Here is a 20742-nt window from a genome sequence, read left to right on the forward strand (position 1 = left end):
CCTCAGGTGGACGCGGAAACGCCATCATCGCGCGCGGGCGGGGTTCGCGCAAACGCCGACCACACCGCGCCCAGCACGATCAGCGCGCCGCCGACGAGGATGCGCGAGTTCATGGTCGATGCGCCCAGCGCCACCGACGAGACGCTGGCAAACAGCACTTCCGACAGCATGATCACCGAGGTCGCGCTGGCCGCGAGCTTGGGCGCGCCGTACTGCAGGCACACGTTGGCGACGATGAAGCCCGTGCCCAGCAGCGCGGCCCAGCCGAACCAGCCGGGCGAGGCGAGAAGCGGCGAATCGATGCCGCCGAACGCGGTGCCGCTCACCGCGCCGACGCCCGCGACCACGGTGCAGCCCCAGAACATCGCCAGCGCGCGCGACTCGCCCGGCGCATGCCGCAGATGGCGCAGCACGATGTTGGTCACGGCAAAGCCGAAGCCTGCCGCCACGCCCAGCCAGTCGGGCAGGCTCGAGGGCACGGGCCAGTCGGTGCCCGGCGCCTTCAGCACCACCACCACGCCGGTGAGCGCCAGTGCCACCCGCGCCAGCGCGCCGCCCGTCGGGCGCTCGCCCAGCAGCAGCCAGGCCAGCATCACGCTCCACAGCGGCATCAGGTAGAACAGCAGCACCACGCGCACCACGTCGCCCTGCGTCACGGCCCAGTTGAAACCCACGTTGGTGAAGCCCGCTGCCAGGCCCAGCGCCACCAGCATCGGAAACGCGGCGAAGGCCTTCCAGGCGTGCCGGCGCACGAGGCCCATCGCCGTGGCGATGACGAGGTAGATCAGGCAGGTGGTCCACAGCGGATGCAGCCCGTGGCTGGCGATCTGGAGGAACGGAATCCAGGACACGCCCCACACGAAGGCGTTGAACATCAGAGCAAGTGCGGGCATGGGGCGTTGGAGTGGGGGCGCTCGGCGCGCCGGCCATTGCACCAACGCGGTCGCGCGAAATCAGTGGTGCTTGTCGCTGCGAGCGATCGCGAGGAGGTGCTCGACCTCTTCAGGATACTTCTTGAGGTTGTTCTCGTGCCAGCGCTTGATGAGCCACATGCAGCCGGCCACCACGAGGCCGAAGGCGCTGATGGCACCGTAGGCCGACAGGCCCAGGCCCGTGCACACGCTGTAGAAGCCGCCCAGCAGAAGAATGCAGGCCTGCTCGTTGAAGTTCTGCACGGCAATGGAGCGGCCCGCGCCCATCAGGTTGTGGCCGCGGTGCTGCAGCAGCGCATTCATCGGCACCACCAGGAAGCCGCCCAGGCCGCCCAGGATGATGAGGAACGGCACTGCCAGCCAGACGTTGCCGATGAAGTTCATGCCGATCACCATCACGCCCATTGCGATGCCCATGGGGATCACGCGCGTGGCCATGTCCAGCCGCATGTACATCGAGGCCACGATGGCGCCCACCGCGGTGCCGATGGTCACCACGCCGGTCAGCGCCGAGGCCTGGGTGGTGTTGTATTCGAGCGCCACGGCGGCCCAGGCCAGCACGATGTACTTGAGGTTGCCGCCCGCGCCCCAGAAGAGCGTGGTGGTCGCCAGCGAGATCTGGCCCAACCGGTCGCGCCACAGGCGGGCGTTGCAATGCCAGAAGTCGGGCAGCAGGCCGGCCAGGTTGCGCGCCATGCTCTGTGCGGGGTCGGAACGCAGCGGGCGCATCTCGACGCCGGTGTGCGGGATGCGGGTGTTGAACCAGGCCGCGAGCGCGTAGACAAAGATCAGCACCGCAATGGCGGCTTCGGCCGGCGAGTCGATGCCGGTGTCGACGAACGGCAGGTCGATCAGCAGCAGCTGGGTCGACACCGCATGGCCCACCAGCACGCCGCCGAGCACGATGCCCAGCAGGATCGACGCAATGGTCAGCCCTTCGATCCAGCCGTTGGCCTTGACCAGCTGCGACGACGGCAGCAGCTCGGTGAGGATGCCGTACTTGGCCGGCGAGTAGGCCGCGGCGCCCAGGCCCACGATGGAATACGACAGCAGCGGGTGCGAACCGAACAGCATCATCAGGCAGCCGATCACCTTGATCGCGTTGCTGATGAACATCACCTTGCCCTTGGGCAATGCGTCGGCAAAGGCACCCACCAGCGGGGCCAGCACCACATAGAAGACCGCGAAGATCGGTACCAGGGCGGCTCGCTGCCATTCGGGGGCGCCTGAACTTCGCATGAGATCGACGGCAACGACGAAAAGCGCTTGGTCGGCCAGCGACGAAAAGAACTGGGCCGACATGATCGTGTAAAAACCGCGCTTCATCGATGGGCTGGCTGGCCAGAGGGTCTGCTGGCGGTAGTGAAAAAGTGTCGCGTCAGGTGCGAATGGGCGGTTATAGCATGGGGGTACGACGTGAATTCAGGCATCCCCACGGGATTCGACCCCATTCCCGAAGATGCTAAAACGTGGTCTGAAACCACCCCAACACCCCCCATGCCGCGCCCCATTCTCGCCACCGTCCACACCGCCGCCCTGCGCCACAACCTCGACCGCGTCCGCCGTTCGGCGCTCGACGCCCGCGTCTGGGCCGTGGTCAAGGCCAACGCCTACGGGCACGGCATCGAACGTGTCTTCGAAGGCCTGCGCGGCGCCGACGGCTTTGCGCTGCTCGACCTGGCCGAGGCCGAGCGCGTGCGCGCGCTGGGCTGGCGCGGCCCCGTGCTGCTGCTCGAGGGTGTGTTCGACGCGCGCGACCTGGAGCTGTGCTCGCGGCTCGACCTCTGGCATTCGGTGCACTGCGACGAGCAGATCGACATGCTCGCGGCCCACAAGACCCTGAAGCCGCAGCGCGTGTTCCTGAAGATGAACTCCGGCATGAACCGCCTGGGCTTTTCGCCCGAGCGCTTCGGTTCGGCCTGGACGCGCCTGAACGCGCTCCCGCAGGTCGACGAGATCTCGCTCATGACGCACTTCAGCGACGCCGACGGCCCGCGCGGCGTCGAGCACCAGCTCGAGGTGTTCGAACGCGCCACGCGCGACCTGCCCGGCGAGCGCTCCATCGCCAACAGCGCGGCCACGCTGCGCCATGCACCGCGCACGCGCGGCGACTGGGTGCGCCCCGGCATCGTGCTGTACGGTAGCGCCCCCGACTTCCCGGAACATGACGCGGCGCACTGGCAGCTGCAGCCGACCATGACGCTGTCGACCCGGCTCATCTCGGTGCAGACGCTGAAGGCCGGCGACACCATCGGCTACGGCTCGCGCTTTGCGGCCGAAGGCCCGCTCACCATCGGCATCGCGGCGGTCGGCTATGCCGACGGCTACCCGCGCCACTGCGACACCGGCACCCCGGTGCTCGTGAACGGCGTGCGCACCCGCATGGTGGGTCGCGTGAGCATGGACATGATCACCGTCGACCTCACGCCCGTGCCCGACGCGCAGTTCGGCGCCGAGGTCACGCTGTGGGGCCGCTCGGCCCTGACCGGTGCGGTGCTGCCGATCGACGAGGTGGCGAAGGCCGCCGGCACCGTCGGCTACGAACTCATGTGCGCGGTCGCGCAGCGGGTGCCTTTCGCACCCGCCGACGAATGACGTGAAGGTTCTTTCCAATTGGCGCTCCGTGCGCCTGTGGGAAACCCAGGTCGAACGCGACCTGCACCGCGATCACAGCCTGCGCACGCACGGCCTGCTGATCGGCACTTTCACGCTGCTCCTGATGTGGGGCGTCTCGGCGCTGCAGATGCACCTGCTGCACGTCGAGTCGCTGGCGGTGCGCTACCTCGTCACGCTGGGCGTGGGCTACGTCGGGTATCTGTGCGTGCTGCGCTGGTGGGCGCAGTGGCTGGTCGAACGGCGCACCGAGTTCGAGCCGCCCGATGCCGACCTGGGGGTCGACAGCACCAGCGATCACGGGGGCGTGACCGACGCCACCGACGGCGGCAGCGCGCTCTCCGACGTGGCCAGCGGTGCGCTCGACGCCGCGGGCAGCGCCGACGAAGGCGCGATCATCGTCGTGCCGGTGCTCGCCATCTTCCTGCTCTGCGTGGCCGTCGTGCTCGGCGCGGGCTCGCTCGTGCTGCTGTACTTCAGCTGGGACGCGCTGCTGGCCGTGGCGATCGAGGTCGCCTTCTCTTATGTGTCGGCCCGCGCCGCGGTGCGCGTGGCGCGCGAAGGCTGGCTCATGGCGGCGGTGCGGCTCACCTGGAAGCCGCTGCTGGGCGCCGTGGTCTGCGCGGTGGCGCTGGGCGCGCTCATCGATTACTTCATGCCGCAGGTCCACTCGCTGCCCGAGGCCGTGCGCGTGCTCACGGGGAAGGCAGCGCGCTGAGCAGGTGCTCGACCAGCACCCGGCACTTGGGCGGCAGGTAGCGGCTCGGCGGGTACATCAGCCACGCGTGCCCCTGGTAGGTGCCCTGTAGCGTCCAGTCGGGCAGCACGCGCACCACGCGGCCGTCGTCCAGCGCCTCGCGCGCCGTGAAGGCCGGCACGCAGGCCACGCCCAGGTCCGCGAGCGCGCCGTCGAGCCGCATCTCGCTGTGGTTGCAGACGTAGCGGCCGTCCACCACCACCTCGACCTCGTCTTCACCTTCCTTTCGAAAGCGCCAGTGGTTGTCGCGCTCGTGCTCGCCCAGCGACAGGCAGCTGTGCGCGCGCAGGTCGTGCGGGTGTGCGATGGCGGCGTGGCGCGCCAGGTAGGCCGGCGTGGCGCACAGGAGGTGTTCGACCGCCATCAGCCGCCGCGCCACCAGCCCCTCGGGCGGCGCCGTGGTCAGCCGCACCACGAGGTCGACGCTTTCGCGGATCGGGTCGATGTCGCGGTCGGCCACGATCAGCTGCACGTCCACTTCCGGATAGGCGCGCAGAAAGTCGAGCAGGTGCGGATGCAGCACGCGCCGCGCAAAGGCTTTCGGCGCGCTCAGGCGCACCCGGCCGGCCGGTGTGCGGGCGAACTGCGCACCGATGTCCATCGCACCCTGCGCCGCGGACACCAGCTCGCGGCAGCGCGCAAAAGCTTCGGCGCCGGGCTCCGTGAGCCGCAGCTGGCGCGTGGTGCGCTGCAGCAGCTGCACGCCGATCTCCTGTTCGAGCCGCTTCACCTGCCGGCTCGCGGCCGAGGGCGTGATGCCCAGCAGGTCGGCGGCGGCCGAGAAGCTGCCGAGTTCGGCGACCCGCACAAAGGTCACCATCTCGGGCAGCACCTTGAGAAATGAATTCGTTCCGGCCACGCAACAGTCCTGTTCCGGCCGACGGCTGTGCGGCCCTGGTGCCGCCCGGAACAATGCGCCTTCTCTTCTTCTTTCAGGCGCCCCGGGCCGCGGGCAGACAGTATGGATTCAAAGGCGTTGCAAGGTGCGGTCCCGGTGGGGCGCAGGTCGTGGGCGGCCGGCTTCGGCCCCGCCGAACTCATGCTGCTGCTCGTGGCGGCGGTCTGGGGCGGCAGCTACACGGTGGCCAAGCAGGCGACGCAGCAGCTGCCCGTGCTCGAGTTCGTCGCGCTGCGTTTCGGCCTCACCTTTCTCGTGCTGCTGCCCGCGCTGCGGCCGCTGTGGCGTGACCCGCAGTGGCGCCAGGGGCTTGGCGTGGGCGGCCTGCTGGGCGCCAACCTGCTCGCCATCTTCCTGTGCGAGACCTTCGGCGTCTCGTTGACCCTGGCGAGCAACGCCGCCTTCCTCATCAGCCTGTGCGTGGCGATCACGCCGTTCGTCGAATGGGGGCTGCTGGGCCGGCGGCCCGCGCGGCGCGTATTCTGGGCGGCCGGGCTCTCGGCCGTGGGCGCGGCCCTGCTCTCGGCGCCCTCGCTCGCCAGCCTGTCGATGGGGTGGGGCGACGCACTCATGCTCGCCGCCGCCTTCCTGCGCGCTGTCATGGTGTGCCTCACCCGCCGGCTGGCGGGCCGCCACAACCTGCCGGCGCTCACGCTGACGGCCGTGCAGTCCGGCGTGATGGCGCTGGGCGCGGCGGCGCTGTCCTTGCTGGCCGTGTCGGGCGGCGGCGCCTGGCATTTGCCGCCCGCCACGGCCGGCTTCTGGTGGGGCATGGCCTACCTCGTGCTGCTGTGCACCGTGTTCGCCTTTTTCGCGCAGAACCACGCGGCCTCGCGCAGCAGCCCGAGCCGCGTGTCGCTGCTCATGGGCAGCGAGCCGGTGTTCGGCGCGGCCATCGCGGCCCTCGGCCTGGGCGAGCGCATCGGCGCCTGGGGCTGGGCCGGCGGCCTGCTGATCGTGGGCGCCGCCCTGTGGGTGAGCCTGGCGCCGGAGGAGGGCGAACAGACGCGGCGTCCCTGACGGCGGAAGGGGCCCCGCTGTGCGAGGCCTCCGGCTCGTGGCATCCTCGGGGGCTGCGGCGTTTCGCCGCCCCCCACAACACCAAGGAATGCAGACATGGGCGCGCAATGGAAAGCCAAGCACAAGGACGTGGCCGCGAATGCCAAGGGCCGGCTGTTCGGCAAACTGGCCAAGGAAATCATGATCGCCGCGCGCAACGGCGCCGATCCGGGCTCGAACGCGCGGCTGCGGCTGGTCGTCGAGCAGGCCCGCAAGGTCTCGATGCCGAAGGACACGCTCGACCGCGCCATCAAGAAGGGCGCCGGCCTCACGGGCGAGGCGGTCCATTTCGACCACGTCATGTACGAGGGCTACGCCCCGCACCGCGTGGCCGTGATGGTCGAGTGCCTGACCGACAACGTGAACCGCACCGCGCCTGAAATGCGCGTGCTGTTCCGCAAGGGCCAGCTCGGCACCTCCGGCTCGGTCTCGTGGGACTTCGACCACCTCGGCATGATCGAAGCCGAGCCCGCCACCCCGGACGCCGACGCCGAAGTGGCCGCCATCGAAGCCGGCGCACAAGACTTCGAGCCGGGCGCCGAAGACGGCACCACCCTGTTCCTGACCGAGGCCGCCGACCTCGACCTCGTGAGCCGCGCACTGCCGGCCCAGGGCTTCACCGTGCTGTCGGCCAAGCTCGGCTACCGGCCCAAGAACCCGATCGATCCGGCGAGCCTGAGCGCTGCGGACCTGGAAGAAGTCGAAGCTTTTCTTGCGGCCATCGACGCGAACGACGACGTGCAGAACGTGTACGTCGGGCTGGCGGGTTAACTGAGCGCCTGAGCCCTGACATTCAGGGCGACGCTCCCGCCGACGGGGAGCCTTGCTCCGCGAATGTCCCCCGCCCTTCGGGCTCCTCCTTGATTTCGCTGCGCAAGGCACCCCATCGACGTGAGCGTTGGGCAGTGCGGTCGTTGATCGGCGAGCACCCGCAGCGTGTCCCGTGCTCAGGGCACTGGGTGCTTCCCGCAGCGAAATCAAGACACCGTTGTGTTCGTCAAGGGTTGGTTGCCTTGAGGTAGTTCGCATCAAAGGGTTTTCGGGATCTCAGCACACCGTAGGCGATGGCCAGCAGCTTGTGCATGCAGGCCACCACGATGAGCTTGCCGGGCTTGTTCTGCGCCTTCAGGCGTTGCCAGAACTCGGCGATCAGCGGGTTGTACTTGCCCGCCACCATGGCCGGGAAGTACAGCGCCTTCTTCAACTCCCGATGCCCCTGCGGGTGTGTGCCTCGTCGCTTGTCCAGCGAGGTTCCGGACTGCCGAATCATCGGCGTCAGGCTGGCATAGGCGATCAGCGCCTTCACGGACGTGAACCGCTCGGGACGCCCGATGTACGCCAGCAGCTGGGGGATTGTCCTGTCGCCCAGGCCGGGAATCGAGGCCAGAAGCTCGCTGCGCTGGTGCAGATCGGGGTCGTCGTCGATGGTCTGACGGATCTTCTTGCGCACCTCTTCGATGGATTCGTCCAGGCTGGTGATGACTGCAACAAAGGAGGGCTTGACCGAGTCGTGAGCGACTTCCAGTCGATTCAACTCTCCCTGCCTGAGCTCCTGCAGCGTGTCCAGTCGGGCCACCAGCGCTTGCAGGGAGCGCACGCCCGCGGAAGGCGCCTCCCACACCGGTGGCTCTGTCTTGTCGCAAAACCGCGCCAGGGCCTTCGCATCGCCTTCGTCAGTCTTGTTGCGCACCCGCTCCAGCTCCATGAATCGCTTGACCTGCAGCGGGTTCACGACCGAGACCGCCACGGCATGGTCATGCAGGAAAAACGCCAGGCCCTCGTGGTACGTGCCCGTGGCTTCCATGCACACATGGGCGTCGGCCTTGCCGTCGGGCAGATGGAAATCCAGCCATCGCAGCAGGTCCGCGAAGCCGCTCGCATTGTTGGGAAACACCTTGGATCGGTACTTGCCGTCCACTCTGAGCCATGCCGCATCCAGCTTCATCTTGCTGATGTCGACGCCTACTTTGCATGTCACCGCAGTACTCCTTGCTTGAAGGATCAATGCGCCGCATTCGACATGCACACCCTGATATGCGGGGTCATCGCCAGCGCCCGGCTGGCGACGCCCCAAGACACCGTTCGAGCTACAGCGTCGAATCCGTTCGGGCTCCCAGTCTTGATTGCGGGCTGGTTGGCCCAAGGAGGAGATCGGGGTTCACCGAACGGGCTCCCTTTAGCGCAGGGGGAGCGGGTTAAACAATATCAGGAGGAGGGCGAAGCCCGGGGGACATTCGCGGAGGGAAGTACCCGGTGGCCTGTGCACACGCCCTGAACCTCCCCGCATGAACTGAGCACGCCGCCGGAGACAATCCGCGCCGGAGGAAAACAGTTCAATGACCCATTCGACGAAGAAACGAACGCCGTCGCGTGCCGCACGGCATGCCCTCGGCCTGGCACTGGCCATCACTGGCTTCTCGGCGCAAGCCCAGACCGAAGCGGCCGCGCCGCAACCCATGGCCGCAGCTTCAGCGCCCGCCGAAGCAGCACCCGCCGCAACCCAGCAAACCCGTCTGCGCTTCAACCGCGGCACCTACAAGCCCGGCATCGAGCACCTGCGCGTGGTGCGCCGCGAGAACACGATCAACAACGTCGCCGGACAGGTGGCGCTGAACGTCGCGTTCGCGGTGCTGGCGGGCGGCGTGGGTGCGCAAGGCTTCTCGAAAGACGACCTGGGCGGCACCACGCTCGAGGAACTCAAGGACGATCCGCTCGGCGTCAACCCCGCCATGCGCGAACTCAACGACGCCTTGAGCAAGGTCGCCACCGACATCTACCGCAAGCGTGCCGAGGCCGCGCTGGCCACCGCCCTGACGGACGGCTCCACGCCCGAGGAAATCGAGGCGGCGCGCCAGATTCCGAAGGAAGCCGACACCCTGCTGCTCCCTGGGCCGTGGCATCTCGTCTACGAAAACCTGCTGGGATCGGACGAGTTGTTCCGCCTCAAGTTCGGCGCCGACCTGGGGCGCCCCGGCTTCATGCGTCCGCCCATCGAATGCCGCTACCAGTCGGAGGCGGTTGCATGGGCGCGGTGGCAGGCCGACAACTGGCAACTGCTGCGCGAAGAGCGCGCGAAGGCCGTGGAGGTCTGCACCAAGTTCATCGCCGCCGCGCCCGAAAAGCGCTGGTAAGTCAGCGGCAGGCTGCTCAGTACAACCCGAGCTGCCGCGTCCGCAGCCGCGCCAGCCCCAGCAGCGCATCCGTGAACGGCGTGGCCACGCCCGTCAGTTCGCCCAGCTCGCGCACCACGGTGACGAGCGCGTCGAGCTCGACCGAGCGGCCTGCTTCCACGTCCTGCAGCATCGAGGTCTTGAACGCGCCGAGTTTCATCGTCACTGCATGCCGGTCTTCGGGGCTCTGCGTGATCTCGATGCCGATGCGCCGGCCGATCTCCTTGGCCTCGAGCATCACTGCCGAGATGAAACCGCGCACGTAGTCGTCGCCCATGATCAGGTCGGTGGTGGCGCCCGTGAGCGCGCTGATCGGGTTCACCGTCATGTTGCCCCACAGCTTGAACCACACGTCCTTCTGGATCTGCGGCGACAGCGTGGTGTCGATGCCCGTGCTCTTGAGCAGCTCGACCAGCTTCTGCACGCGCGGCGTGGCCTCGCCCGAAGGCTCGCCCACGATCAGTCCGTTGCCGAAATGGTGGCGCACCACGCCCGGCCCGTCGAGCGAGCAGCTGGCGTGCACCACGCAGCCGATCACGTTGCGCGACGGAATGGCCTTCGCAATCGCGCCTTCGGGGTCGACGGCCGCGAGGCGATGCCCCGTGATCTCGCCGCCGAAGCCGCCTTCGAGGAACCACCACGGCACGCCGTTCATCGCGACCAGCACGATCGTGTCGGGCCCGATCAGCGGCCCGATGCGTTCGGCCACGCCGGCCAGCGCGGGCGCCTTCACGGCGATCACCACCAGGTCTTGAACGCCCAGTGCCTCGGGGTCGGCCACCGCGTTCACCGGCACGCGCGTGCGCACGTCGCCCCGCATGAGCGAGAGGCCGTCCTTCTGCAGCGCGTCGAGCGTGGCACCGCGCGCCACCACGTTGAGGCGCTGGCCCGCCTGTGCGAGGCCGACGCCGATCCATCCGCCGATCGCGCCGGCGCCGTAAATGCAAATCTTCATGGGAACAAGCGCCTCAGTTGCGGTAGCTCGGGTCGATGCGGTCCACCTGCCGCACCAGCGCATTGAACACGTCCTGCCCGGCGCCGTGCGCGGGGCTGAACTGCAGCGCGTCGCGCGTGCAGCGCTGCGCGATCTCTTCGCTCACGGGAATCGCGGCGCCCATCGAGAAGGTCGCCATCTGGATCTCGCAGGCGCGTTGCAGCGTCCACAAAATCGCGAAGGTCTGCGGCAGCGTCTGGCCCCAGGCCAAGAGGCCGTGGTTGCGCAGGATCACCGCGTTGCGGTCGCCGATGCTCTTCAAGAGGCGCGGGCCTTCGTCGGCATGGACCGTGATGCCCTCGAAGTCGTGGTACGCCACCATGCCGTGCAGTTGGGCGGTATAGAAATTGGTCTGTTGCAGGCCGCCCTGCAGGCAGGCCACGGCCACGCCGGCCGTGGTGTGCGTGTGCATCACGCAGTGCGCGCCGGGCAGGCCGTCGTGGATGGCCGCATGCACCACGAAGCCGGCCGGGTTCACCAGGTGCGTCGAGCCGTCGAGCACCTTGCCCTGCAGGTCGATCTTCACCAGGTTGCTGGCCGTCACCTCGCTGTAGTGCAGGCCGAAGGGGTTGATGAGGAACTGCTTCTCGCCACCCGTCACGCTGTCGGGCAGCCGCACCGTGATGTGGTTGTAGATCATCTCGACCCAGCCCAGCATCGCGAACACGCGATAACAGGCCGCGAGCTCTTCGCGCGCGGCGCGCTCGTCGGGATGGATCGAGGGATGGACCAGCGCCGACGGCGCAGTGGTGGCGAGTGTGTTCATGGCAGTTCCTTCATGTGATTAGCCTTCCGCGGTGAAGCCGACTTCCTTGACGATCGGCGCCCACTTGGCGGTGTCCTTCTTCAACAGATCGCCCAGCTCGGCGGGCGTGGAAGACATCGCTTCCAGGCCGAAGGTGCCGAGGCCGTCGATCACGTCTTTTTGCGCCAGCGCGTTCTTCATCGCCGTGTTCAGCTTGGCCACGAGTTCGGGCGAGGCCTTGGCCGGCAGGAAGAAGGCGAACCATTCGCTGTGCGCCATGTTCTTGATGCCCTGCTCGCCGAAGGTCGGCACATCGGGCGCGAAGCGGCTGCGCTTGGCACCCGACACGCCCAGGATGCGCACCTTGCCCGATTGCAGATGCTGCGTGATGTCGCCGATGGGGCCCGACACCGCCGAGATGTTGCCGCCCAGCAGGTCGAGCATGGCCGGCTGCGTGCCGCGGTAGGCCGCGTGCTTGAGCTCGACGCCGCCCTGCTTGCCCAGCAGCGCGCCGATGAAGTGCGGTGTGGAGCCCGCGGCCGGCGAGCCGTAGTTGGCGCCGGCCGGGTTGGCCTTGGCCCAGGTGAGGAACTCGGGCACCGTCTTGACGGTGGCCGGCACGGCCGGGCCCACGGCGAAGCCGAAGTCGAAGATGCAGGCCAGGCTCACGGGCGTGAGGTCGACCATCGGGTCGTACGGCAGCTTCTTGTAGATGTGCGGGTAGATCGTGAGGATCGACGTCGGCGTCTGCAGGATGGTGGTGCCGTCGGCCGGACGGCCCTTCACGTAGCTCACGGCAATCTGGCCGCCCGCGCCGGTGCGGTTCTCGACCACGGCGGTCTTGGCGTAGTCGGGGCTCAGCTTCAGCGCAATGCGCCGGCAGGTGGTGTCCGAGGTGCCGCCAGCCGCGAAGCCGGTGACGATGGTCGCGTTCTCGAGCGCGGCAGCCTGCGCAAAGGCCTGCTGGCCGAGGCTGGCAAGCAGCGCCGAGGCGCCGGTGGACTGCAGCATGTGGCGGCGGGTGAAGGTCATGTCTGTCTCTTTTCTGGAGGGTGAGGAGTGAACAGGATCACGACTCGTCGCGCAGCCAGGTGACCGCGCCCGAGTGGGTCACGGCGCCCTGGTGGGCAGGGCGCACGGTGAGCGCGTATTTTTCCAACAAACCACCGTGCACCACCCCCGCGTTTACCTCACGTCCGGCCAGCCGCGAGGCGATTTCTTCGGCGCTCAGTTCGACCGAAATGCTGCGCGCCGCGGCGCGTGCATCGATGGCCACCATGTCGCCGTCGCGCAGCACCGCAATCGGTCCGCCGTCGGCCGCCTCGGGCCCCGCGTAGCCGATGCACAGGCCGCGCGTGGCGCCCGAAAAACGCCCGTCGGTCAGCAGCGCCACCTTGTCGCCCATGCCCTGGCCGTACAGCAGCGCGGTGATGCCCAGCATCTCGCGCATGCCGGGGCTGCCCTTGGGGCCTTCGTTGCGGATGACGATCACGTCGCCCGCTTCGTAGCGGCGGTTCTGCACGGCGGCCTGCGCTTCTTCTTCCGAGTTGAAGACGCGCGCCGGACCGCGGTACACCAGCGTCTGCAGGCCGGCCGTCTTGAGCAGCGCGCCGTCGGGGCAGAGGTTGCCCTTGAGCACGGCCAGCCCGCCGTCGCGCGTGATCGGGTTGCCCGCCGCGCGCACCACGCGACCATCGGGCGCGGCGGCGTCGGCCACTTCCTCGGCCAGCGTGCGGCCGGTGAAGGTGAGCGCTTCGCCGTGCAGGAAGCCTTGCTCCAGCAGCGTGCGCAGGATCACGCCCGCGCCGCCGATGTAGTACACGTCGCGCGCCAGGTACTGGCCGCCCGGGCGCAGGTCGGCAATGAGCGGCGTACGCGCAAAAATTTCGGCCACGTCGTCGAGGTGGAACTTGATGCCCGCCTCGTGCGCAATGGCCGGCAGGTGCAGCGCCGCATTGGTCGAGCCGCCCGTGGCCGACACCACGGCGCAGGCGTTTTCGAGCGCCTTGCGCGTCACGACGTCGCGCGGCAGCGGGCCATCGCCCAGCACCGCTTTCATGAGCTGCTTGGCGGCGCGGCGCATCAGCGGCGCGCGCTCGCTGAACACCGCGGGCACCATGCTCGAGCCGATGGGCGCCAGGCCCAGCGCTTCCGACACCATGCCCATCGTGTTGGCCGTGAACTGACCCGCGCAGGCGCCGGCCGTGGGCAGGCAGGCGCGGCTCATGGCGTCGAGCTCGTCGTGCGTGGCCGTGCCGGCCAGCACCTTGCCGATGGTCTCGTAGGTGTCGACCACGTTGAGGTCGCGCCCGTCGGGCCCGGGCATCTGGCCCGGCAGCGCCGAGCCGCCATGCACGAACACGCTGGGCACGTTGCAGCGGACCATGCCCATCATCAGACCCGGCAGATTCTTGTCGCAGGCGCCGATGGCGAAGATGCCGTCCCACTGGTGGCCGCGGGTGGACGCTTCCACGCTGTCGGCGATGAGCTCGCGCGAGATCAGCGAGAAGCGCATGCCTGAGTGCGCCATCGTCAGGCCGTCGCTCACCGACACCACCGGGCATTCGTGCGGCGTGCCGCCGCCCGCGTAGATGCCGGTCTTGGCGTGCTGCGCCTGCTCGCGCAGGTTGAGGTTGCACGGGCTCATCTCGCCGCCCGTGTGGAACACGCCGACGTGCGGGCGCGCGATGTCCTCGTCGTCCTGGCCCAGCGCATGCAGGAAGCTGCGCGTGGTCGCGCGGATCGTGCCCTCGCGGATGGTGGCGGAGCGGAAGCGCTTGGGTGTCGGATCGGTGGGCGTGGTCATGCGGCTGGCGAAGGCTGGCTCGTGAAAGGGCGTGAGAGGTCAGTAGCCGTTGGGCGCCGTGGCGCCCGGCGCGGCCTTGTACTTCGCGAGCAGCTGCTTGGCGGCGGCTGCGAGCAGGATCGTGTCGACGCCCACGGCCACGAACAGCGCGCCGGCCGCGAGCCACTTGCGTGCCTGTTCCTCGGTGGTCGACAGGATGCCGGCCGCCTTGCCGGCCTTGCGGATGCGCGCCACGGCGTCGGCGATCACGGCCTGCACCTCGGGGTGGTTGGGCTGGCCCACGAAGCCCATCGAGGCCGACAGGTCGGCCGGGCCGATGAACACGCCGTCCACGCCCGGCGTGGCCGCGATGGCGTCGAGGTTCTTCATCGCCTCGACCGTCTCCGCCTGCACCAGCAGGCAGGTCTGCGCATTGGCTTCGTGCAGGTAATCGGGGTAGGCCTGCCAGCGCGAGGCGCGCGCCAGCGCACTGCCCATGCCGCGGATGCCTTCGGGCGGGTAGCGCATGCCCTGCACCAGCTTGGCGGCCTGCTCGGCGGTGTCGACCATCGGCACCAGCAGCGTCTGCGCGCCGATGTCCAAGTACTGCTTGATCAGCGTGGTGTCGCCGACGGGAATGCGCACGATGGGGTGCGAGCGCTGCGCGTCGGGCTGCGCCGACCACGCGCTGGAAATGCCCTGCAGCTGCGCGAGCACCGAGCGCACGTCGTTGGGCGCGTGCTCGCCGTCGACCAGCAGCCAGTCGTAGCCGGTGCCGGCCAGCAGCTCGGCCACGTAGCCGTCGCCCAGGCCGACCCACAGGCCGATCTGGGGTTGGCCGGCCTGCATGGCCTGCTTGAAGGTGTTGAGTGGGGTGTGCATGGAAAAAACTCGTCAGACGAAACGGAAAGCGATGGAGCCGAGCGGGCCGTAGTCGGCATGGAAGGTGTCGCCCGGCACGGCGGTGGTGGGGCGCGTGAACGAACCGCCCAGCACGATCTCGCCGGCTTCGAGGCATTCGTCCCACGGCGCGAGCTTGTTCGCGAGCCAGGCCACGCCGGTGGCCGGGTGGTTGAGCACGGCCGCAGCCACGCCCGACTCTTCGATCACGCCGTTCTTGTAGAGCAGCGCGCTCACCCAGCGCAGGTCGACCGCGTCGGGCTTCACGGGCCGGCCGCCGAGCACGATGCCGGCATTGGCTGCGTTGTCGGCGATGGTGTCGAACACCTTGCGCATGGCCTTGGTGTGGCGGTCGAACTGCTCGATGCGCGCGTCGATGATCTCGATGGCGGGCACCACGTAGTCGGTGGCGGCCAGCACGTCGAAGAGGGTCACGTTCGGGCCCTGCAGCTTCTTGCCGAGCACGAAGGCCAGCTCGACCTCGATGCGCGGCGCGATGAAGCGCGTGAACGGAATGTCGCCGCCCTGCTCGAAGAACATGTCGTCCAGCAGCGTGCCGTAGTCGGGCTCGTCGATCTGGCTGGACTGCTGCATGGCGCGCGAGGTGAGGCCGATCTTGTGGCCCTTGACGATGCGGCCTTCGGCGATCTTGTGCTTCACCCACTCGCGCGAGATGGCGTAGCCGTCCTCGATCGTCATCTCGGGGAAGCGCTTGGAAAAATGCTCGACCTGCACGCGCGACTTCTCGCTCTCGTGCAGTTCGGCGGCCAGTTGGGCGATGGTGGCGGTGGAGAGCATGGGGGCTCGCTTCTTGTGCTTAGGTCTTGTTGAACAGGGGATGCAGGTTGCTGTGCTTGCCGTCGTACACCTGCCCCGGGGCTTCGTCGATCTGCAGTGTGATGCCGATGTGGCGCTGCGTGAAGATGGGTTCGAAATGCGTGCGCACCGCGGCCAGCAGCTCGTCGCCGGCTTTCTTCTTCACCGCCTCGGAACGGCCCGAAGCCATGCGCAGGTTGAGGTACACGAAGGCGTAGTCGGCCTGGCCGTCGGCCACCGCGTAGTGCGCGGCGGGGTAGGCCAGCACGCGCGTGCCGCCCGTGGGGAACACCGGCTTGCCGGCCTCGTCGCGCTGTTCGAGCATGGTGTCGGCCAGCGTGCGGCACAGCGCCGACACGTCGGTCTCGGCCTCGATGTTGGGCGTGTACAGGATCACGAGGTGCGGCATGCTTGTTCTCTTGTCTTGTTCAGGCCACCGACATCACGGCGGCCGTGCAGGTCACCGCGAAGATCGGGATGGCCTTCATGTGGAAGATCTCGCCCTTGCCGCGCGCGGCCGCGGCCACGCTGAGGAGGGTGCGGATCTCGAAGCCGCCCTGGCCCGCTTCGCGGTAGGTGGCCTCGTCGCCGTAGTCGGCCTGTGAGAGCAGCGCTTCGCGGTCATTGGCGCACCAGCGGCGCATGAACTCGGCGTCCCACTCCGCATTCACCTTGCCCGAATCGGGCGTGGCCGGCCAGTGCGAGATGCCGCCCGTGCCCACCAGCGCGATGCGCTCGGGCGCCTTGTCGCAGGCGCGGCGCAAGGCCTCGCCGAAGGCCCACGCGCGGTGCAGCGGCGTGAGCGGCGGGCCCTGGCAGTTGATGTTCACGGGAATGACCTTGGTGTCGAAGTCCGGCGTGAGAAAGTTCAGCGGCACCATGATGCCGTGGTCGAACTTCCACTCTTCCGCGTAGGCCACGTCCACGGTCTGCATCACCTCACGGATCAGGCGCTGCGACAGCGCGGCGTCGCCGGGGATGGTGCGCGCCTCGATGCCCAGCCACTTCGGGTCTTCGATCGGGCCCTCGTAGCTGTCGGCCATGCCGATCGCATAGGCCGGCATGTTGTTCATGAAGAAGTTCGCGAAGTGCTCGGCCGCGATGACGATCACCGCGTCGGGCTTCGTCGCGCGCATCGCCTCGCCGAAGCGATGGAACTGCGCGTGGAACTCGTCCTTCACCGCGGGGTCGGCGAGATGCGCGCGACCCGTGATGCCGGGGGCGTGGCTGCATACGCCTGCGAATACGAGACTCATACGCCTGCCACCTTTTCGTTCGTGCCTGTTGTCATGGCGTAGATGCCGGCGCGCACGGGGCCGTACTTGCGCACGCCTTCGCGCATGGCTTCCAGATAGTCCGCCCATGCGATGCCCAGCAGCGGCGCGAAGTGCATCAGCAACTGGCCGTTGCACCCGAGCACGTAGAGCTTGCCGATGTCGCCGGTGCCGATCGCTTCACGCTCTTCGTCGTTCAGGTCGTAGCCGGCCAGCAGCGCGGCGCGCGTGTCGCCGCCTTCGCCGAAGCGGCGCTGCACCTCGGCGTCGCGGTTCAGCGCGAACAGGAACTTCTGCATCGCATAGAGGCTCATGGTCAGCCCTCGATCTGGATGTTGGCCTTGCGGATCACGTCGCCGTACTTCGCGATCTCGCTGCGGATGAACTCGGCAAAGCGCTCGGGCGTGCCCGACAGCGACGCGATGCCGCCCTTGTGGAACGCCTCGGTCACGGCCGGCGATGCCAGGGCGCGATTCACCTCGGCGTTCATGCGTTGCACGATGGCGTCGGGCGTGCCGGCCGGGGCCAGCAGGCCGTTCCACGAATTGGACTCGATGGCGACGCCCTGTTCGGCCAGTGTGGGTATCGCGGGCGCGTACTGCGAGCGCTGCGCGGTCGCCATGCCCAGCGCCACGAGCTTGCCGGCCTGCACATGGCTGCGGAACTCGGGCCAGTTGCCGAACATGACGCTCACCTGGCCGCCGAGCAGGTCGGCGAGCGCGGGGCCCTGGCCCTTGTAGGGCACGTGCACGATGTCCAGGCCCATCTGCAGTTTGAGCATCTCGCCCGACAGGTGCGCCGAGGTGCCGTTGCCGAAGGAGGCGAAGCTCAGCGTGCCGGGCTTGGCCTTGGCCTGGTTGCGCAGGTCGGCCAGCGTCTTCAGGCCGCTGCCCGGGTGGGTGGCGAGCACGTGCTCCGACATGCCCATGAGCGCGACCGGGCGCAGGTCTTTGAGCGTGTCGTAGGGCAGCTTGCGCACGAGCGTGGGGTTGGCCGTGAAGCTGTTGGCCACGCACACGAAGCTGTGGCCGTCGGGCGCCGACTTGGCGACCGCATCGACGCCGATCACCGTGCCGGCGCCGGGCTTGTTCTCGACGATCACCGGCTGGCCCAGCGCCTTGCCGAGTTCGAGGCCGACAAGGCGCGCGACGAAGTCGGTGGTGCCGCCGGGCGTGAAGGGCACGACGATGCGCACCGGCTTGGCGGGCCATGCCGTTTGCGCGCGTGCCAGTGCGGGCAGTGCCGCGAGTGCGGCAACGCCCTGCATGAGCGCGCGGCGGTGCAGCGTCATGCCACGCCCCAGTGCGGAATGTGGTGCGAGCCCATCGACACCGCGATGTTCTTCGGTTCGCAGAACACTTCATAACTCCAGGTGCCGCCTTCGCGGCCCGTGCCCGAGGCCTTGGTACCACCGAAAGGCTGGCGCAGGTCTCTTACGTTCTGGCTGTTGACGAAGCACATGCCGGCTTCGACCGCTGCGGCCACGCGGTGCGCCTTGCCGATGTTCTCGGTCCACACGTAGCTGCTCAGGCCGTAGGCGATGTCGTTGGCCAGCTCGATGGCGTGCGCCTCGTCCTTGAACGGAATCAGGCAAGCGACCGGGCCGAAGATTTCTTCCTGCGCGATCTTCATGCGGTTGTCGACGTCGGCGAACACGGTGGGCATCACGTAGTTGCCCTTCTTCACGCGGTCGGGCAGGTTGGCCGGTGTGTCGAGGCCGCCGCACAGCAGCGTCGCACCTTCCTTCGGTCCCAGCTCGATGTAGCTGCGCACCTTGGCCAGGTGGGCCTGCGAAATCATCGGGCCGACGATGGTCTTCTCGTCGAGCGGGTCGCCCACGGTGATGCGCCTGGCGCGCTCGGCGAACTTCGCGGCGAAGTCGGCGTAGATCGACTGCTGCACCAGGATGCGCGAGCCGGCCGTGCAACGCTCGCCGTTGTTGCTGAAGATCATGAACACGGCCGCGTCGAGTGCGCGGTCGAGGTCGGCGTCTTCGAAGATCACGAAGGGGCTCTTGCCTCCGAGTTCCATGCTGAACTTCTTCAGGCCCGCGCTCTTCACGATGCGGTTGCCCGTGGCGGTGGAGCCGGTGAACGAAATCGCGCGCACGTCGGGGTGCGCCACCAGCGGCTCGCCCGCTTCCTTGCCGTAGCCGTGCACGAGGTTCAGCACGCCGGCGGGAATGCCCGCTTCGAGCGCCAGCTCGCCCAGGCGCGCGGCCGTGAGCGGCGACAGCTCGCTCATCTTCAGCACCGCCGTGTTGCCGAAGGCCAGGCAGGGCGCGACCTTCCAGGTGGCGGTCATGAAGGGCACGTTCCACGGGCTGATGAGCGCGCACACGCCCACCGGATGGAACAGCGTGTAGTTCAGGTGCGTGGGCGTGGGGTAGGTGTGGCCGTCGACGCGCGTGCACATCTCGGCGAAGTAGTAGAAGTTGTCGGCCGCGCGTGGAATGAGCTGCTTGCCGGTCTGCGCAATCACCTGGCCGCAGTCGTTGGTCTCGGTCTGCGCGATCTCGGGCACGTGCTTGGCGATGAGGTCGCCGAGCTTGCGAATCAACTTCGCGCGCTCCGGCGCGGGCATGCCGGCCCACTTGGGGAACGCGGCCTTGGCGGCGGCCACCGCGGCGTTCACTTCGGCCTCGCCGCCCGAGGCGACTTCGGCCAGCACTTCCTGCGTGGCGGGGTTGACGGTTTCGAAGTAGTCGGCGCCGTGGACTTGCTTGCCGTCGATGAGGTGATGGATCTGTTGCATGGGCGTGAAGGTGTTGCGGCCTTGCGGCGGTGTGTCGTCAGTCGAGCTTGATGTCGCGCGCCTTGATCAGCGCGTGCCACTTCTTGCGTTCGGTGTCCACGAAGCGGGCCATCTCGGCGGCGTCCGTGGGGCGGGCTTCCCAGCCGGCGTCGTAGAGCTTCTGCTTCACGCCGGGGTCGTTCATGCTTTTGAGCAGGTCGGCGCCGAGGCGCGCCTGGATGTCCTTGGGCGTGGCGGCCGGTGCCACCAGCCCCTGCCAGGTGTAGGCCTCGACGGCGTAGCCGAGCTCCTTGGCCGTCGGCAGCTGGGGCAGCTGCGGCACGCGCTCGGCCGACATGGCCATCAGCGGAATGACCTTGCCGGCCTTCACGGCGCTGATGCCGCTGGGCAGGTCGAGCATCATCAGCGGCACCTGGTTGCCCATGAGGTCTTGCAGGGCCGGCGCACCGCCCTTGTAGGGGATGTGCAGCAGCGAGACGCCGGCTTCGCGCTGGAACAGCTCGTAGGCCAGGTGGTGCGGGCTGCCGGTGCCCGGCGTGGCGATGCTGTACTTGCCCGGCGAGGCCTTGAGTGCGGCGATGAGCGCCTTGGCATCGCTGAAGCCCGCGCCCGGCGCGGCCGTGATGATGAGCGGCGAGCGGCCCATCATGCCGAGCAGCGCGAAGTCTTTCTCGGCGTCGTAGGGCAGCTTCTTGTAGAGCGCGGGGTTGTAGACCAGCACGCCGTTGTCGGCCGAGAACACGGTGTAGCCGTCGCCCGGCGAGCGCGCCACGTTTTCCGACGCGATGATCGCGCCCGCGCCGGGACGGTTGTCCACCGTGACGGGCTGTGCGAGCTGCTGCGAGAGCTGCGCGCCGGCCGTGCGCGCGAGGTAGTCGGTGCCGCCGCCGGCCGGGTAGCCCACGACCCAGCGCACGGGCTTGGTCGGGTAGGCCGATGTGGTCTGTGCTGTCGAGGCCGGCGTGAACATCGTGGCGGCGCTGGCCGCCACGAGGGCGGCAGCAAGGCGGAAGGTCCGGGTTCTGGCAGTCGTCATGGCGGTGTG

At 68.5% G+C, this 20742-nt stretch carries 21 protein-coding genes; 5 read left to right on the plus strand and 16 right to left on the minus strand.

The window, feature by feature from the left end:
- Window positions 1-2: 2 nt before the first annotated feature.
- Both IG196_RS00200 and lplT read right to left on the minus strand, forming a co-directional pair.
- Window positions 3-893: a DMT family transporter gene (locus tag IG196_RS00200; protein WP_192194460.1), complete on the minus strand. Its 891-nt coding sequence runs from the start codon at window positions 891-893 to the stop codon at window positions 3-5.
- A 60-nt stretch (window positions 894-953) separates the two neighbouring features.
- Window positions 954-2258 (minus strand): lysophospholipid transporter LplT, encoded by a 1305-nt coding sequence (lplT, locus tag IG196_RS00205; protein ID WP_192194461.1) that lies wholly within the window; start codon window positions 2256-2258, stop codon window positions 954-956.
- A 171-nt stretch (window positions 2259-2429) separates the two neighbouring features.
- On the opposite strand from lplT, the gene alr reads away from it, so the two are divergent.
- On the plus strand, window positions 2430-3527 hold the full coding sequence (gene alr, locus IG196_RS00210; protein ID WP_192194462.1) for an alanine racemase: 1098 nt from the start codon (window positions 2430-2432) through the stop codon (window positions 3525-3527).
- Between the two features lies 1 nt (window position 3528).
- Window positions 3529-4263, plus strand: a complete 735-nt coding sequence (locus tag IG196_RS00215; RefSeq protein WP_192194463.1) for a hypothetical protein — start codon at window positions 3529-3531, stop codon at window positions 4261-4263.
- Here IG196_RS00215 and IG196_RS00220 read toward each other — a convergent pair.
- On the minus strand, window positions 4241-5122 hold the full coding sequence (locus IG196_RS00220) for a LysR family transcriptional regulator (RefSeq protein ID WP_192196874.1): 882 nt from the start codon (window positions 5120-5122) through the stop codon (window positions 4241-4243). The two genes, IG196_RS00215 and IG196_RS00220, sit on opposite strands and share 23 nt — an antisense overlap.
- 141 nt (window positions 5123-5263) lie before the next feature.
- Here IG196_RS00220 and IG196_RS00225 point away from each other — a divergent pair, with 141 nt between their 5' ends.
- Both IG196_RS00225 and IG196_RS00230 read left to right on the plus strand, forming a co-directional pair.
- Window positions 5264-6220, plus strand: a complete 957-nt coding sequence (locus IG196_RS00225; RefSeq protein ID WP_192194464.1) for a DMT family transporter — start codon at window positions 5264-5266, stop codon at window positions 6218-6220.
- A 96-nt stretch (window positions 6221-6316) separates the two neighbouring features.
- Entirely contained in the window at window positions 6317-7030 is a 714-nt protein-coding gene (locus IG196_RS00230; RefSeq protein ID WP_192194465.1) for a YebC/PmpR family DNA-binding transcriptional regulator, read from the plus strand.
- Between the two features lie 226 nt (window positions 7031-7256).
- Here the strand turns inward: IG196_RS00230 and IG196_RS00235 are convergent, their stop codons facing one another.
- Entirely contained in the window at window positions 7257-8285 is a 1029-nt protein-coding gene (locus IG196_RS00235) for an IS110 family transposase (RefSeq protein WP_318646657.1), read from the minus strand.
- A gap of 310 nt (window positions 8286-8595) precedes the next feature.
- Here IG196_RS00235 and IG196_RS00240 point away from each other — a divergent pair, with 310 nt between their 5' ends.
- A complete protein-coding gene (locus IG196_RS00240) occupies window positions 8596-9390 on the plus strand; it encodes a hypothetical protein (protein ID WP_192194466.1) in 795 nt (264 codons plus the stop codon).
- A 16-nt stretch (window positions 9391-9406) separates the two neighbouring features.
- On the opposite strand, the gene IG196_RS00245 is transcribed toward IG196_RS00240, so the two are convergent.
- Genes IG196_RS00245 through IG196_RS00300 form a run of 12 tightly spaced genes read right to left on the minus strand, consistent with a single transcriptional unit; the run spans window position 9407 to window position 20733 of the window.
- Window positions 9407-10384: a 2-dehydropantoate 2-reductase gene (locus tag IG196_RS00245; protein WP_070063517.1), complete on the minus strand. Its 978-nt coding sequence runs from the start codon at window positions 10382-10384 to the stop codon at window positions 9407-9409.
- Between the two features lie 13 nt (window positions 10385-10397).
- Window positions 10398-11189, minus strand: coding sequence for a class II aldolase/adducin family protein (locus tag IG196_RS00250; RefSeq protein WP_192194467.1), 792 nt, complete (start codon window positions 11187-11189; stop codon window positions 10398-10400).
- Between the two features lie 18 nt (window positions 11190-11207).
- Window positions 11208-12200, minus strand: coding sequence for a Bug family tripartite tricarboxylate transporter substrate binding protein (locus IG196_RS00255; protein ID WP_101493485.1), 993 nt, complete (start codon window positions 12198-12200; stop codon window positions 11208-11210).
- 37 nt (window positions 12201-12237) lie between these two features.
- On the minus strand, window positions 12238-13974 hold the full coding sequence (gene ilvD, locus IG196_RS00260) for a dihydroxy-acid dehydratase (protein ID WP_192194468.1): 1737 nt from the start codon (window positions 13972-13974) through the stop codon (window positions 12238-12240).
- A gap of 39 nt (window positions 13975-14013) precedes the next feature.
- Window positions 14014-14835, minus strand: coding sequence for a 4-hydroxy-2-oxoheptanedioate aldolase (hpaI, locus tag IG196_RS00265; RefSeq protein ID WP_192194469.1), 822 nt, complete (start codon window positions 14833-14835; stop codon window positions 14014-14016).
- A 12-nt stretch (window positions 14836-14847) separates the two neighbouring features.
- Window positions 14848-15651, minus strand: a complete 804-nt coding sequence (gene hpaH, locus IG196_RS00270; protein ID WP_192194470.1) for a 2-oxo-hept-4-ene-1,7-dioate hydratase — start codon at window positions 15649-15651, stop codon at window positions 14848-14850.
- Between the two features lie 19 nt (window positions 15652-15670).
- Window positions 15671-16078, minus strand: a complete 408-nt coding sequence (locus tag IG196_RS00275; protein WP_192194471.1) for a 5-carboxymethyl-2-hydroxymuconate Delta-isomerase — start codon at window positions 16076-16078, stop codon at window positions 15671-15673.
- A gap of 19 nt (window positions 16079-16097) precedes the next feature.
- Window positions 16098-16925 (minus strand): extradiol ring-cleavage dioxygenase, encoded by an 828-nt coding sequence (locus IG196_RS00280; protein ID WP_192194472.1) that lies wholly within the window; start codon window positions 16923-16925, stop codon window positions 16098-16100.
- On the minus strand, window positions 16922-17257 hold the full coding sequence (locus IG196_RS00285; RefSeq protein ID WP_099794589.1) for an aromatic ring-opening dioxygenase subunit LigA: 336 nt from the start codon (window positions 17255-17257) through the stop codon (window positions 16922-16924). The genes IG196_RS00280 and IG196_RS00285 overlap by 4 nt, the downstream gene beginning before the upstream one ends.
- 2 nt (window positions 17258-17259) lie before the next feature.
- The gene (locus IG196_RS00290; RefSeq protein ID WP_192194473.1) at window positions 17260-18234 is read right to left on the minus strand and encodes a tripartite tricarboxylate transporter substrate binding protein; all 975 of its coding nucleotides are present in this window, start codon (window positions 18232-18234) and stop codon (window positions 17260-17262) included.
- Window positions 18231-19697, minus strand: a complete 1467-nt coding sequence (gene hpaE, locus IG196_RS00295; protein ID WP_192194474.1) for a 5-carboxymethyl-2-hydroxymuconate semialdehyde dehydrogenase — start codon at window positions 19695-19697, stop codon at window positions 18231-18233. Before hpaE ends, IG196_RS00290 begins: the two co-directional genes overlap by 4 nt.
- Before the next feature lie 37 nt (window positions 19698-19734).
- A complete protein-coding gene (locus tag IG196_RS00300; RefSeq protein ID WP_192194475.1) occupies window positions 19735-20733 on the minus strand; it encodes a Bug family tripartite tricarboxylate transporter substrate binding protein in 999 nt (332 codons plus the stop codon).
- Between the last annotated feature and the right edge of the window lie 9 nt (window positions 20734-20742).

This window comes from Variovorax sp. 38R (assembly GCF_014843395.1).
GTDB classification, from domain to species: domain Bacteria; phylum Pseudomonadota; class Gammaproteobacteria; order Burkholderiales; family Burkholderiaceae_C; genus Variovorax; species Variovorax paradoxus_H.